This is a genomic window from Acidovorax sacchari (assembly GCF_042847045.1).
Classification (GTDB): Bacteria; Pseudomonadota; Gammaproteobacteria; order Burkholderiales; family Burkholderiaceae_C; genus Paracidovorax; species Paracidovorax sacchari.
In genome coordinates, this window is sequence record NZ_AP035783.1 from 3,435,448 (window position 1) to 3,449,980 (window position 14,533).

General features: G+C 69.1%; 12 protein-coding genes. All 12 read left to right on the forward strand.

The window, feature by feature from the left end; genetic code table 11:
• Positions 1 to 17: 17 nt before the first annotated feature.
• The 12 genes from ACGHC0_RS15340 (at position 18) to dgoD (ending at position 14,512) form a co-directional block, all read left to right on the forward strand.
• Positions 18 to 986: an ABC transporter substrate-binding protein gene (locus tag ACGHC0_RS15340; RefSeq protein ID WP_415266036.1), complete on the forward strand. Its 969-nt coding sequence runs from the start codon at positions 18 to 20 to the stop codon at positions 984 to 986.
• A 43-nt stretch (positions 987 to 1,029) separates the two neighbouring features.
• Entirely contained in the window at positions 1,030 to 2,100 is a 1,071-nt protein-coding gene (gene chvE, locus ACGHC0_RS15345; protein WP_415266037.1) for a multiple monosaccharide ABC transporter substrate-binding protein, read from the forward strand.
• A gap of 112 nt (positions 2,101 to 2,212) precedes the next feature.
• On the forward strand, positions 2,213 to 3,730 hold the full coding sequence (mmsA, locus tag ACGHC0_RS15350; RefSeq protein WP_415266038.1) for a multiple monosaccharide ABC transporter ATP-binding protein: 1,518 nt from the start codon (positions 2,213 to 2,215) through the stop codon (positions 3,728 to 3,730).
• 1 nt (position 3,731) lies between these two features.
• The gene (mmsB, locus tag ACGHC0_RS15355) at positions 3,732 to 4,976 is read left to right on the forward strand and encodes a multiple monosaccharide ABC transporter permease (protein ID WP_368351804.1); all 1,245 of its coding nucleotides are present in this window, start codon (positions 3,732 to 3,734) and stop codon (positions 4,974 to 4,976) included.
• 50 nt (positions 4,977 to 5,026) lie between these two features.
• Positions 5,027 to 6,586, forward strand: coding sequence for a sugar ABC transporter ATP-binding protein (locus ACGHC0_RS15360; protein WP_415266039.1), 1,560 nt, complete (start codon positions 5,027 to 5,029; stop codon positions 6,584 to 6,586).
• Positions 6,555 to 7,634, forward strand: coding sequence for an ABC transporter permease (locus ACGHC0_RS15365; RefSeq protein ID WP_415266040.1), 1,080 nt, complete (start codon positions 6,555 to 6,557; stop codon positions 7,632 to 7,634). The genes ACGHC0_RS15360 and ACGHC0_RS15365 overlap by 32 nt, the downstream gene beginning before the upstream one ends.
• Complete coding sequence (yjfF, locus tag ACGHC0_RS15370) at positions 7,631 to 8,647, forward strand: galactofuranose ABC transporter, permease protein YjfF (protein WP_415266041.1); 1,017 nt, start codon at positions 7,631 to 7,633, stop codon at positions 8,645 to 8,647. The genes ACGHC0_RS15365 and yjfF overlap by 4 nt, the downstream gene beginning before the upstream one ends.
• 52 nt (positions 8,648 to 8,699) lie before the next feature.
• Complete coding sequence (locus tag ACGHC0_RS15375) at positions 8,700 to 10,433, forward strand: IlvD/Edd family dehydratase (protein WP_011795362.1); 1,734 nt, start codon at positions 8,700 to 8,702, stop codon at positions 10,431 to 10,433.
• A 196-nt stretch (positions 10,434 to 10,629) separates the two neighbouring features.
• Complete coding sequence (locus tag ACGHC0_RS15380) at positions 10,630 to 11,568, forward strand: dihydrodipicolinate synthase family protein (protein ID WP_415266042.1); 939 nt, start codon at positions 10,630 to 10,632, stop codon at positions 11,566 to 11,568.
• 10 nt (positions 11,569 to 11,578) lie between these two features.
• A complete protein-coding gene (locus tag ACGHC0_RS15385; RefSeq protein ID WP_415266043.1) occupies positions 11,579 to 12,631 on the forward strand; it encodes a 2-dehydro-3-deoxygalactonokinase in 1,053 nt (350 codons plus the stop codon).
• Positions 12,628 to 13,350, forward strand: a complete 723-nt coding sequence (locus ACGHC0_RS15390; RefSeq protein ID WP_415266044.1) for a 2-dehydro-3-deoxy-6-phosphogalactonate aldolase — start codon at positions 12,628 to 12,630, stop codon at positions 13,348 to 13,350. Before ACGHC0_RS15385 ends, ACGHC0_RS15390 begins: the two co-directional genes overlap by 4 nt.
• A gap of 13 nt (positions 13,351 to 13,363) precedes the next feature.
• Positions 13,364 to 14,512 (forward strand): galactonate dehydratase, encoded by a 1,149-nt coding sequence (gene dgoD / locus ACGHC0_RS15395; RefSeq protein ID WP_368351810.1) that lies wholly within the window; start codon positions 13,364 to 13,366, stop codon positions 14,510 to 14,512.
• Positions 14,513 to 14,533 lie beyond the last annotated feature (21 nt).

The following is a 14,533-nucleotide window of genomic DNA, read 5'->3' on the forward strand; positions in this document are numbered from 1 at the left end:
AAAGACAGGAGACAAAGATGACGAAACTGACCCGACGCACGCTGGCCACGGCCCTGGCCTGCGCGCCCGTGGCCGCCCTGCTGCCCGCGGCCGCGTGGGCGCAAAAGCCCATCGTGCTGGGCTTCAGCCAGGTCGGCGCGGAGAGCGAGTGGCGCACCGCGAACACCGAATCGATCAAGGCGGCGGCCAGGGACGCCGGGATCGAACTGAAGTTCTCCGACGCGCAGCAGAAGCAGGAGAACCAGATCAAGGCCATCCGCTCCTTCATCGCCCAGCGCGTGGACGTGATCGCGTTCTCGCCTGTCGTGGAGTCGGGCTGGGAGCCGGTGCTGCGCGAGGCCAAGGCCGCGAAGATCCCGGTGGTGCTCACCGACCGCGCCGTCAACACCAGGGACACGTCGCTCTACGTCACCTTCATGGGCTCGGACTTCGTGGAAGAAGGCCGCAAGGCCGGCCGCTGGCTGGTCGAGAAGATGAAGGACAGCAAGGGCGACGTGAACATCGTCGAGCTGCAGGGCACCGTGGGCTCGGCCCCGGCCATCGACCGCAAGAAGGGCTTCGAGGAAGTCGTCAAGGCCGACCCGAAGTTCAAGATCATCCGCTCGCAGACCGGCGACTTCACCCGCGCCAAGGGCAAGGAAGTGATGGAAGCCTTCCTGAAGGCCGAGGGCAGGAAGATCAACGTGCTCTACGCGCACAACGACGACATGGCCATCGGCGCGATCCAGGCCATCGAGGAGGCCGGCATGAAGCCCGGCAAGGACATCACCATCATCTCCATCGATGCCGTAAAGGGCGCCTTCGAGGCCATGATGGCCGGCAAGCTCAACGTGACCGTGGAATGCAGCCCCCTGCTGGGCCCGCAGCTGATGGCGGCCGTCAAGGACATCAAGGCCGGCAAGACGGTGCCCAAGCGCATCGTGACCGAAGAAGGCATCTTCCCGATGGAGACCGCGGCCCAGGAATTCCCCAAGCGCAAGTACTGAATCCCAACCCCTCTCGCACACCGATAAAAACCAGGAGACTCCCGTGAAGCGAACCTTTCTGAAAACCACCGCTGCCGCCCTCGCCCTCGCCGCCCTCGGCACCCTGCCGCTGGCGCATGCCGCGGACAAGGGCAGCATCGGCATCTCCATGCCGACCAAGTCCTCGGCCCGCTGGATCGCCGACGGCGACAACATGGCCAAAGTGCTCAAGGAGCGCGGCTACAAGACCGACCTGCAGTACGCGGAAGACGACATCCCCAACCAGCTCGCCCAGATCGAGAACATGGTGACCAAGGGCGCGAAGGTGCTCGTGATCGCCTCCATCGACGGCACCACGCTCTCGCGCGTGCTGCAGAGTGCGGCGGACAAGGGCGTGAAGGTCATCGCCTATGACCGCCTCATCAAGGGTTCGAAGAACGTCGATTACTACGCCACGTTCGACAACTTCCAGGTCGGCGTGCTGCAGGCGCAGTCCATCGTGGACAAGCTGGGCCTGAAGCAGGGCAAGGGCCCGTTCAACATCGAGCTCTTCGGCGGCTCGCCCGACGACAACAACGCCTTCTTCTTCTACGACGGCGCGATGAGCGTGCTGCAGCCCTACATCGACAGCGGCAAGCTGGTGGTGCGCAGCAAGCAGACCGGGATGAACAAGGTCGGCACCCTGCGCTGGGACGGCGCCACGGCCCAGGCCCGCATGGACAACCTGCTCTCGGCCTACTACGGCAAGGAGAAGGTGGACGCCGTGCTTTCGCCGTATGACGGGATCTCCATCGGCATCCTTTCGTCGCTCAAGGGCGTGGGCTACTGCACCGCCCAGCAGCCCTGCCCGGTCGTGACCGGCCAGGACGCCGAGGTGCCTTCGGTCAAGTCCATCCTGAAGGGCGAGCAGACCTCCACCGTGTTCAAGGACACGCGCGAGCTCGCCAAGGTGGCGGCCGACATGGTGGACGCGGTGCTGTCGGGCAAGCAGCCCGAGGTCAACGACACCAAGACCTACAACAACGGCGTGAAGGTCGTGCCCTCCTACCTGCTCAAGCCGGTGCTGGTGGACCAGTCGAACTGGAAGAAGGTGCTGGTGGACAGCGGCTACTACAAGGAATCGCAGATCAAGTGATCCGCCGCGCGCGGCCCGCCGCGGGCCGCGCTTCCCGTGCCACGTGCCGCCGCCCCGGCCCTGACGGACCGGGTGCGGGGGCCCGCCAGCGACGCCAACGGACACCGAGACCATGCTTCTAGAGATGCGGAACATCCGCAAGACCTTCCCCGGGGTGGTGGCCCTGGACCGGGTGGACCTGCGCGTGCAGGCCGGAGAGATCCACGCCATCGTGGGCGAGAACGGCGCGGGCAAGTCCACGCTGATGAAAGTGCTGTCCGGCGTCTATCCGCACGGCAGCTACAGCGGCGAGATCGTCTTCGACGGCGAGGAGCGCCGGTTCGCGGGCATCCGCGACAGCGAGCACCTGGGCATCATCATCATCCACCAGGAACTGGCCCTGGTGCCCCTGCTCTCCATCGCCGAGAACATCTTCCTGGGCAACGAGACCGCCCGCCACGGCGTCATCGACTGGATGGAGGCGCACGGCAGGACCCAGGCGCTGCTGCACAAGGTGGGCCTCCTGGAATCGCCCGAGACCCTGGTGGGCCAGCTGGGCGTGGGCAAGCAGCAACTGGTGGAGATCGCCAAGGCGCTGTCGCGCCAGGTGCGCCTGCTGATCCTGGACGAGCCCACCGCCAGCCTGAACGAGAACGACAGCCAGGCCCTGCTGGACCTGCTGCTGGAGCTGAAAAGCCAGGGCATCACCTGCATCCTGATTTCGCACAAGCTCAACGAGATTTCGCGCGTGGCCGACTCCGTCACCGTGCTGCGCGACGGCAGCACGGTGGAAACCATGGACTGCCGCGCCGCGCCCGTGAGCGAAGACCGGGTGATCCAGGCCATGGTCGGCCGCGAGATGGCCGACCGCTATCCGCCGCGCACGCCCGACATCGGCCCGGTGGCCTTCGAGGTGCGCGGGTGGCAGGCCTACCACCCGCAACGGCCCGAGGCGCCGTTCCTCAAGGGCATCGACCTGCAGGTACGGCGCGGCGAGATCGTCGGCATCGCCGGCCTGATGGGGTCCGGCCGCACCGAGCTGGCCATGAGCCTCTTCGGACGCTCGTGGGGCCGGCGCATCAGCGGCGAAGTGCTGCTGGACGGGCAGCCCATCGACGTCGGCACCGTGGAAAAGGCCGTGCGCCACGGCCTGGCCTACGTGACCGAAGACCGCAAGGGCAACGGCCTGGTGCTGAACGAGGACATCCGGTTCAACATCTCGCTGGCCCACCTGGAAGGCGTCTCCTCGGCCGGCGTGATCGACGGCGGCCGCGAGCACGCGGTGGCCCAGGGATTCCGCGAGCAGCTGCGCATCCGCTCCTCCGGCGTGGACCAGAAGACGCTCAACCTTTCGGGCGGCAACCAGCAGAAGGTGGTGCTGGCCAAGTGGCTCTTCACCCGCCCCGAAGTCCTCATCCTCGACGAGCCCACGCGCGGCATCGACGTGGGTGCCAAGTACGAGATCTACACCCTCATCGCGCAGCTGGCCGCCGAAGGCAAGTGCGTGATCGTGATCTCTTCGGAAATGCCCGAGCTGCTGGGCATCACCGACCGCCTCTACGTGATGAACGAAGGCCGCTTCGTCGCCGAGATGCCCACGGCCCGGGCATCGCAGGAAAAGATCATGAGCGCCATCGTGAAAGCCCACTGACATGTCTTCCATGACCTCCACGCCCGACTCCTCCGCCACTGCCGCCGCCCCCGCTGCCGCATCCGCCACCACGCCCGCACGCACCGGCCGCTCGCCCCTGGAGCATGCCCGCCACCACCTGCGCGAGTACGGCATGCTGATCACGCTGGTCGCCATCATGGGCTTCTTCCAGTACATGACCGACGGCACCCTGATGGAGCCGCTCAACCTCACCAACCTGCTGCTGCAGAACAGCTACATCGTCATCATGGCGCTGGGCATGCTGCTGGTGATCGTGGCCGGCCACATCGACCTGTCGGTGGGATCGGTCAGCGGATTCATCGGCGCGCTGGCGGCCGTGCTCATGGTGCAGTACCAGTGGCACTTCGTTCCCGCCACGCTGGTCTGCCTGCTGTGCGGCGGCCTGATCGGCGGGCTGCAGGGCTGGTTCGTCGCGTTCTCGCGCATTCCGTCCTTCATCGTCACCCTGGCGGGCATGCTGGTCTTCAAGGGCCTGGCGCTGGCGCTGCTGGCCGGACAGTCCGTGGGGCCCTTCCCGGAATCCTTCCAGCGCCTGAGTTCCGGCTTCATTCCCGACCTGTTCAGCATGCAGGGCCTGAAAGTGACCTCGCTGCTGCTGGGCACGGCCGTGGCCGCCGCGCTGGTGGTGGCGGGCGTCCGCTCCCGGGCCAACCGCGTGCGCCACGGCGTGCAAATGGAACCCGCCGCCTTCTTCGTCGCCCGCAATGCGGTGTTCACCGCGCTGCTCGTGTACCTCAGCTACCTGCTGGCCTCGTACAAGGGCCTGCCCAACGTGCTGATCGTGATGGCGCTGCTGATCGTGCTGTTCGACTTCGTCGCCAGCCGCACCACCATCGGCCGCCGCATCTACGCCATGGGCGGCAACGAGAAGGCCGCCCGGCTCTCGGGCATCAAGACCGAGCGCCTGTCGTTCTACGCTTTCGTGAACATGGGCGTGCTGGCGGCGCTCGCGGGCCTGGTGTTCGCGGCCCGGCTCAATACCGCCACGCCCAAGGCAGGCCTGGGCTTCGAGCTGGACGTGATCGCCGCCTGCTTCATCGGCGGGGCCTCGGCCTCGGGCGGCGTGGGCAAGGTCATGGGCGCGGTGATCGGCGCTTTCATCATGGGCGTGATGAACAACGGCATGTCCATCCTCGGCATCGGCATCGACTACCAGCAGGTCATCAAGGGCGTGGTGCTGCTGGCCGCCGTGCTGGTCGACGTCTATCACAAGAACAAGGCCTGATCCCTGACCCGGCCAGCGCCCTGCCCGCCCGCCCACGCAGCACGGATACCATGACCTCGCCCACGCAAGCCCCCGCCACCGCTCCCGCACCGGGCGCAGCGCCCGTGCTGGAACTGGCGGGCATCCGCAAGCAGTTCTCCGGCGTGCCGGTGCTGCAGGACGTGCAGTTGCGCCTCTACCCCGGGGAGATCCACGCCCTGATGGGGCAGAACGGCGCGGGCAAGTCCACCCTCATCAAGGTGCTCACGGGCGTGCTCAAGGCCAGCGGCGGGGAGATGCGCCTGGCCGGCCAGCCGGTGTGGCCCGACTCTCCCCTGGCCGCCCAGCGCCTGGGCATCAGCACGGTCTACCAGGAGGTCAACCTCTGCCCCAACCTCTCGGTGGCCGAGAACATCTTCGCGGGCCGCTACCCGCGCCACGGGCTGGCGCAGGGCTGGCGCATCGACTGGGCGCAGATGCACCGGCGCGCGGCCGAGCTGGTGGCCCGCATCGGCCTGGACATCGACGTGGGGCGCCTGCTGTCGGATTACCCCGTCGCGGTGCAGCAGCTGGTGGCGATCGCCCGGGCGCTTTCCATCGACGCGCGCGTGCTGATCCTGGACGAACCCACCTCCAGCCTGGACGACGACGAGGTGAGAAAGCTCTTCGAAGTGCTGCGCCGCCTGCGCGCCGAAGGCCTGTCCATCGTCTTCGTGACGCACTTCCTGAACCAGGTCTATGCCGTGTCGGACCGCATCACCGTGCTGCGCAACGGCACCTGGGTGGGCGAATGGCTGGCGAAGGACCTGGGCCCGCAGGCGCTGATCGCCGCCATGCTGGGCCGCGAACTGGCCGCGCAGGCCGCCAGCGCACAGGCGCCGCAGGACAGTGCCACGCAGGCACCCGCGCTGCTGCAGGCCGAGGGCCTGGGCCAGGCCGGACAGCTGCAGCCGCTGGACCTGCAGATCCGCCCCGGCGAGGTGGTCGGGCTGGCCGGCCTGCTGGGCGCGGGCCGCACCGAGCTGGCGCGCCTGCTGTTCGGGCTGGAACAGCCCGACCGCGGGATGCTGCGCATCGACGGCCGCGCGGTGGCCTTCTCCAACCCCATGGACGCCATCCGGCAGGGCCTCGCCCTGTGCCCCGAAGAGCGCAAGACCGACGGCATCGTGGCCGAACTCTCGGTGCGCGAGAACATCGCCCTGGCGCTACAGGCGCGCATGGGAGTGCGCAGGTTCCTGCCGCGCAGCGAACAGGCCGCGCTGGCGGAGCGCTACGTGCAGCTGCTGGGCATCAAGACCGCCAGCGTGGAAACGCCCATCGGCCTGCTGTCGGGCGGCAACCAGCAGAAAGCCATCCTGGCGCGCTGGCTGGCGACCGAGCCGCGCCTGCTGATCCTCGACGAGCCCACGCGCGGCATCGACGTGGCCGCCAAGCAGGAAATCATGGACCAGATCCTGCGCCTCGCGCAGGCCGGCATGGCCGTGCTCTTCATCTCGTCGGAAATGAGCGAGGTGGTGCGCGTGGCCCACCGCATCGTGGTGCTGCGCGACCGCCACAAGGTGGGCGAGCTGCCCGCCGGCAGCAGCGAGGACGACATCTATGCACTCATCGCAGACCACGAGCATGCCTGAGCAGCGCACTTCCCCCTTCGCCCCCGCCGCACTGCTGCGCCATCGCCTGGCCTGGCCGGTGATCACGCTGCTGCTCCTGCTGGCGATCAATGCCGCCTTCAACCCGGGCTTCCTGCACATCGAATGGCGCGACGGCCATTTCTACGGCAGCCTTATCGACATCCTCAACCGCGCCGCGCCCCTGGTGCTGGTGTCGCTGGGGATGACCATGGTGATCGCCACGCGCGGCATCGACATCTCGGTGGGCGCCACCGTGGCCATCGCCGCGGCCGTGGCCGCCTGGCTGATCGGCGGATCGGTGTCCGCCACCGAGAGCCGCTTTCCGCTGCCGGTCGCCATCCTGGGCGCCCTGGGCGTGGCGCTGCTGTGCGGCGTGTGGAACGGCGTGCTGGTGGCCCGGGTGGGCATGCAGCCCATCATCGCCACGCTGATCCTGATGGTGGCGGGCCGGGGCATCGCCCAGCTCATCACCGACGGCCAGATCATCACCATCTACTACGCGCCTTACTTCTTCATGGGCGGGGGCTACCTGGCCGGGCTGCCGTTCTCGCTCTTCGTGGCCGCGGCGGTATTCGCGGTGCTCTACCTCGCCATCACGCGCACGGCCCTGGGGCTCTTCATCCAGGCCGTGGGCGTCAACCCCACGGCGGCACGGGTGGCCGGCGTGCAGGCCGGCCGGCTCATCATGGCGGCCTACGTGTTCTGCGGCGTGTGCGCGGGCATCGCGGGCCTGCTCATCAGCTCCAACGTGAAGAGCGCGGACGGCAACAACGCCGGCCAGCTGATGGAACTGGACGCCATCCTGGCCGTCACGCTCGGCGGCACGGCGCTCACCGGCGGGCGCTTCAGCTTGGCAGGCAGCGTGATCGGCGCGCTCATCATCCAGACGCTGACCTACGCCATCTATTCGCTGGGCGTGCCGCCCGAGGTGAACCTGGTGGTGAAGGCAGTGGTGGTGTTCGTCGTCATGCTGCTGCAGTCGCCCGAGTTCCGCACCCAGGTGGGCCTGCTCGCGCGCCGCCCCGCCGCCGGGAGGGTCCTGCCATGAGCGCCGTCATGACCCCGGCCGCGGCCACGGCGCCGGCCCCGCGCGGCCCGCGCCTGAACGCCAGGTACCTGCCGCTGGCCGCCACCATCGCGCTCTTCGTGGCCATGGCCACGCTGGGCTCGGTGCGCTACACGGGCTTTTTCTCGGCCCAGGTGTTCCTCAACCTGCTGATCGACAACGCCTTCCTCATCATCGTCGCAGTGGGCATGACCTTCGTCATCCTCTCGGGCGGCATCGACCTGTCGGTGGGTGCCGTGGTCGCGCTGACCACCATGGTGTTCGCGTCGCTGGTGGAGCGCCACGGCTGGAACCCGGCGGCGGCCGTGCCCGTGCTGCTGCTGATGGGCACGTGCTTCGGCGCGTTCATGGGCTTCCTGATCGAGCGCTTCCGGCTGCAGCCCTTCATCGTCACGCTGGCCGGCATGTTCCTGGCGCGGGGGCTCTGCTATCTCATCAGCATCGATTCGATCAGCATCACGCATGAAGGCTATTCGGAACTCGCGCAATGGCGCCTGCAGTTGACCGAAACCGCCTCGATCTCTCTGGGTGCGCTGATCGCCATCGCCGTGGTGCTGGCCGGCATCTTCATCGCGCACTGCACGCCGTTCGGCCGCGCGGTCTATGCCGTGGGCGGCAACGAGCACTCGGCCGTGCTGATGGGCCTGCCGGTGCGCTCCACGCTGGTGGGGGTCTATACCCTGTCGGGCTTCTGCTCGGCCCTGGCCGGCGTGGTGTTCACCTTCTACATGCTCTCGGGCTACGGGCTGCATGCCGTGGGCATGGAGCTGGACGCCATCGCCGCCGTCGTCATCGGCGGCACGCTGCTCACGGGCGGCGTGGGCTACGTGGCCGGCACGCTCTTCGGCGTGCTGATGCTCGGAATCATCCAGACGCTCATCTCCTTCGACGGCACCCTCAGTTCGTGGTGGACGCGCATCGCCGTCGGCGTGCTGCTGTTCGTCTTCTGCCTGCTGCAGCGCCTGCTCACGCGCCGCTCCGGCCGGCGGCGCTGACCCGCCACTGCCTTTTCGCTTTCCGTTTTCCGCATCCCTCTCGAGCCCCACGATGACCACCCCTCCGCGCAAACTCCGCTCCACCGAATGGTTCGGCACGGCCGACAAGAACGGTTTCATGTACCGCAGCTGGATGAAGAACCAGGGCATCCCCGACCATGAGTTCGACGGCCGCCCCATCATCGGCATCTGCAACACCTGGTCCGAACTCACGCCCTGCAACGCGCACTTCCGCAAGATCGCCGAGCACGTCAAGCGCGGCATCTACGAGGCAGGCGGCTTCCCGGTCGAGTTCCCCGTCTTCTCCAACGGCGAATCCAACCTGCGCCCCACCGCCATGCTCACGCGCAACCTGGCCAGCATGGACGTGGAGGAGGCCATCCGCGGCAATCCCATCGACGCCGTCGTGCTGCTGACCGGCTGCGACAAGACCACGCCCGCGCTGCTGATGGGCGCGGCCAGTTGCGACGTGCCGGCCATCGTGGTCACGGGCGGGCCCATGCTCAACGGCAAGCTGGCCGGCAAGGACATCGGCTCGGGCACGGCCGTGTGGCAGCTGCACGAATCCCTGAAGGCGGGCGAGATCGAGCTGCACCAGTTCCTCGCGGCCGAAGGCGGCATGTCGCGCTCGGCCGGCACCTGCAACACCATGGGCACGGCCAGCACCATGGCCTGCATGGCTGAATCGCTGGGCACCTCGCTGCCGCACAACGCCGCCATTCCGGCGGTGGACGCGCGCCGCTACGTGCTGGCGCACATGTCCGGCAAGCGCATCGTCGAGATGGCGCACGAAGGGCTCACGCTCTCGAAGATCCTGACGCGCGAAGCCTTCGAGAACGCCATCCGCACCAACGCCGCCATCGGCGGCTCGACCAATGCCGTCATCCACCTGAAGGCGATCGCCGGCCGCATCGGCGTGCAGCTCGACCTGGAGGACTGGACCCGCATCGGGCGCGGCACGCCCACGCTGGTGGACCTGCAGCCCTCGGGCCGCTTCCTGATGGAAGAGTTCTACTACGCGGGCGGCCTGCCCGCCGTGCTGCGCCGCCTGGGCGAGAACGGACTGCTGCCCCATCCGGACGCGCTCACCGTGAACGGCAGGAGCCTGTGGGACAACGTGCGCGATGCGCCCCAGTACAACGACGAGGTGATCCGCCCGCTGGACAACCCGCTGATCGCCGATGGCGGCATCTGCATCCTGCGCGGCAACCTGGCGCCGCGCGGCGCGGTGCTCAAGCCTTCGGCCGCCACGCCCGAACTGCTCCGGCACCGGGGCCGCGCCGTGGTGTTCGAGAACCTGGAGCACTACAAGGAGCGCATCGTCGATGAGGACCTGGACATCGACGCCAGCTGCGTGATGGTCATGAAGAACTGCGGCCCCAAGGGCTACCCCGGCATGGCCGAGGTGGGCAACATGGGCCTGCCGCCGAAGCTGCTGCGGCAGGGCGTGAAGGACATGGTCCGCATCTCCGACGCGCGCATGAGCGGCACCGCCTACGGCACCGTGGTGCTGCACGTGGCGCCCGAGGCCGCGGCCGGCGGTCCCCTGGCCGCCGTGCGCGACGGCGACTTCATCGAGCTGGACTGCGAGCAGGGGCGCCTGCACCTGGACATCAGCGACGAGGAACTGGCCGCGCGCCTGGCCGAACTGGCCGCCACCGACCATGGCGGCCGCGGCGGGTACCAGCGCCTCTATGTCGATCACGTGCTGCAGGCCGACGAGGGCTGCGACTTCGATTTCCTGGTGGGCTGCCGTGGCGCCGCCGTACCCCGCCATTCGCATTGACTATGAACATTCCCCTGAGGCGCTGCGCGCCTTCCCCCCGCTCTCGCATTGCTGCGCAATGCGGGCAGGGGGACGCAGCCCTCGCTGCGGGGCGGCCCTTGCTCGGCTGCCCGCGCTTTCGGCCGCGCCAGTAGCGTCCGCAGCGCTCAAAGCGAAGTGCCAAGCAGACCTGACCAACTCATGAATTTGTGACCCCATGCCCACAAAACATCCTGCCCGATCCCCCCGCTACCGCGGCATCTTCCCGGTCGTGCCGACCACGTTTCACGAGGACGGCAGCCTCGATCTGGAAAGCCAGAAGCGCTGCCTGGATTTCATGGTCGATGCCGGCGTCGATGGCCTGTGCATCCTGGCCAACTTCTCCGAGCAGTTCTCGCTGTCGGACGCCGAGCGGGAGATCCTCACCCGCACGTCGCTGGAGCATGTCGCGGGCCGGGTGCCGGTGATCGTCACCACCACGCACTACGGCACCCGCGTGTGCGCCGAGCGCAGCCGCGCAGCGCAGGACATGGGCGCGGCCATGGTGATGGTGATGCCGCCCTACCACGGCGCCACCTTCCGCGTGCCAGAGGCGCAGATCCACGAGTTCTATGCCCGCGTGTCCGACGCCATCGACATTCCCATCATGGTGCAGGACGCGCCCGCCAGCGGCACGGTGCTGTCCGCCCCCTTCCTCGCCCGCATGGCGCAGGAGATCGAGCACCTGGCCTACTTCAAGATCGAGACCCCCGGTGCCGCCAGCAAGCTGCGCGAACTGATCCGCCTGGGCGGCGACGCCATCGAAGGCCCGTGGGACGGCGAGGAAGCCATCACCCTGCTGGCCGACCTGGACGCGGGCGCCACCGGCGCCATGACGGGCGGCGCCTTCCCGGATGGCATCCGCCCCATCATCGAGGCCCACCGCCAGGGCGACAGGGACCAGGCCTTCGCGCTCTACCAGCGCTGGCTGCCGCTCATCAACCACGAGAACCGCCAGGGCGGCATCCTCACGGCCAAGGCGCTGATGAAGGAAGGCGGCGTGATCGCCTGCGAGGCCGGCCGCCACCCGTTCCCACCCATGCACCCCGAGGTGCGCCGGGGCCTGATCGACATCGCGCGCCGGCTCGACCCGCTGGTGCTGCGCTGGACCCGCTGAGCAGCACGCCATGAACGGTACCGCAGCCGACCTGCAGGACACCCGCCTTGTCGCGCTCGACTGGGGCACCAGCTCCCTTCGCGCCTACCGCCTGGGCGAAGGGGGCCGCGTGCTGGAACTGCGCCACCGCCCCTGGGGCATCATGCATCTGCCCCCAGCGCCGGCCGGCGCCGACGCCAGCCCCGGGGCCGCCTTCGAGCGCGCCCTGCAGGACACCTGCGGCGACTGGCTCGCCGCCGACCCCGCCCTGCCCTTGCTGGCCTGCGGCATGGTAGGCAGCGCCCAGGGCTGGCGCGAGGCGCGCTACCTGCACGCCCCCACCTCGCTCGACGCGCTGGCCCAGGGCCTGACCCGCGTGGAGCGCCACGGCGGCCAGCCGCTGCACATCGTGCCCGGCCTGCTGCAGCCCGGCGACCTGCCCAACGTGATGCGCGGCGAGGAAACCCAGGTGCTCGGCGTGATGGCCCTGCGGCCCGCCGAAGACGCCGGCCCCTGGCTGGTCGGCCTGCCCGGCTCCCACAGCAAATGGGTGGTGGCCCGGAGCGGCGGCATCGAGGGCTTCCACACCTTCATGACCGGCGAGGTCTTCGCCGCCCTGCGCGGCCACACCATCCTGGGCAGGACCATGGCCCCGGCCGGCGCGCAGGACGGCGCCGCACCGAACGACGCCGCCTTCGTGCGCGGGCTTCGAGTGGCAGGCGGCAGCGATGCCGACCTGGGCCTGCTATCGCACATCTTCAGCACCCGGACCCTGGGACTCACGGGCGTGCTGCCCGCCAGCGCCCAGGCCGACTACCTCTCGGGCCTGCTCATCGGCCACGAGGTCGCCGCCCTCGCCCGCGTGCATCCGCCGGGCAGCGCCGCTGCGCCCGTCCAGCCGCTGCTCTGCGGCGAGCCGGACCTGTGCCGCCGCTACGCGCTGGCCCTGCGGCTGCAGGGCTTCGCCGAGCCCGCCATCGCCGCCCAGGCCACACCCACCGGGCTCTGGCAGATCGCCCGGGCCGCCGGCCTGCCGGCCGGGGGAGCGCCCCAACCCTCATCCGCGGAGAGCCTTGCAGCATGACCACCATCGACCACACCCTGTTCCACGCCCTGCAGCGCTGCGGCCTCATCGCCATCCTGCGCGGCATCCAGCCCCACGAGTCCGTGCCGATCGGCCGGGCCCTGTACGACGCGGGTTTCCGCATCATCGAAGTGCCGCTCAACTCTCCCGAGCCGCTGGCCAGTATCCGCGCGCTGCGCGATGCATTGCCCACCGACTGCGTGGTCGGTGCGGGGACGGTGCTTTCCACGCACGACTGCGCCGATGTGGCCGAGGCCGGCGGGCAGATCATCGTCATGCCCCACAGCGACGCTGCCGTGATCCGAGCCGCGCGCGCGGCCGGCCTGGCCTGCGCGCCCGGCGTGGCGACGCTGACCGAGGCCTATGCGGCGCTGGCCGCCGGTGCCAACCTGCTCAAGCTCTTCCCGGCGGAAGCGCTTCCTCCCGCCGTGCTCAAGGCCTGGCGCGCGGTGATCCCGCCCAGCGTGGCGCTGGCGCCCGTCGGCGGCATCGCGCCGGAAAGCATCGCCCCCTATGCGGCGGCAGGCGCCAGCGGCTTCGGCCTGGGCTCGGCCCTCTACCGCCCCGGCAACAGCGCGGCCGACGTGGCCCGCAAGGCCGTCGCCTTCATCCAGGCCTGGCACGACGCCTATGGCATGGCCCGCACGTGCGGACAGGGCCCGGCACCGGCCGCCGCAGCGACCACCCGTTCCTCGCCCACCGCAGCCACCGTTTCCTGAAACTTCCCCTGCCATGAAGATCACCCGATTGACCACGTTCCTGGTGCCGCCACGCTGGTGCTTCCTGAAGATCGAAACCGACGAAGGCATCGACGGCTGGGGCGAGCCCGTCCTCGAAGGCCGCGCCCAGACCGTGGCCGCCGCCGTGGAAGAACTGGCCGACTACCTCGTCGGCAAGGACCCGCGCAACATCGAGGACCACTGGACGGTGCTCTACCGCGGCGGCTTCTACCGCGGCGGCGGCATCCACATGAGCGCGCTGGCCGGCATCGACCAGGCCCTGTGGGACATCAAGGGCAAGGCCCTGGGCGTGCCTGTGTCCGACCTGCTGGGCGGCAACGTGCGCGACAAAATCCGCGTCTACAGCTGGATCGGCGGCGACCGGCCGGCCGAGACCGCGCGCCAGGCCCGCGACGCGGTCGGCCGGGGCTTCACTGCGGTGAAGATGAACGGGACGGAAGAAATGCAGTTCGTGGACACCTTCGACAAGGTGGAGCGCTGCCTGCAGAACGTGGCCGCCGTGCGCGAGGCCGTGGGCCCGCACGTGGGCATCGGCGTGGATTTCCACGGGCGCGTCCACCGGCCCATGGCCAAGGTGCTCATCAAGGAACTGGAGCCCTACCGGCTGATGTTCATCGAGGAGCCCGTGCTCAGCGAGCACGACGAGGCGCTCAAGGAGATCGCGCGCATCTCTTCCACGCCCATCGCCCTGGGCGAGCGGCTGTACTCGCGCTGGGACTTCAAGCGCGTGCTGCAGGAGGGCTATGCGGACATCGTCCAACCCGACCCGTCCCACGCCGGCGGCATCACCGAAACACGCAAGATCGCGTCCATGGCCGAGGCCTACGACGTGGCCGTGGCCCTGCACTGCCCGCTGGGGCCCATCGCGCTGGCGGCCAACCTGCAGATCGATGCGGTCTGCTACAACGCCTTCATCCAGGAGCAGAGCCTGGGCATCCACTACAACCAGGACAACGACCTGATGGACTACGTGTCCAACCCGCAGGTCTTCGCCTACCAGGACGGCATGGTGGCCATCCCGCGGGGCCCGGGCCTGGGCATCGAGGTGAACGAAGACTACGTGCGCGAGCGCGCCCGGCAGGGCCACCGCTGGCGCAACCCCGTGTGGCGCCACCGGGACGGCAGCCTCGCGGAATGGTGATGTCCGCCACGGACGGCCACC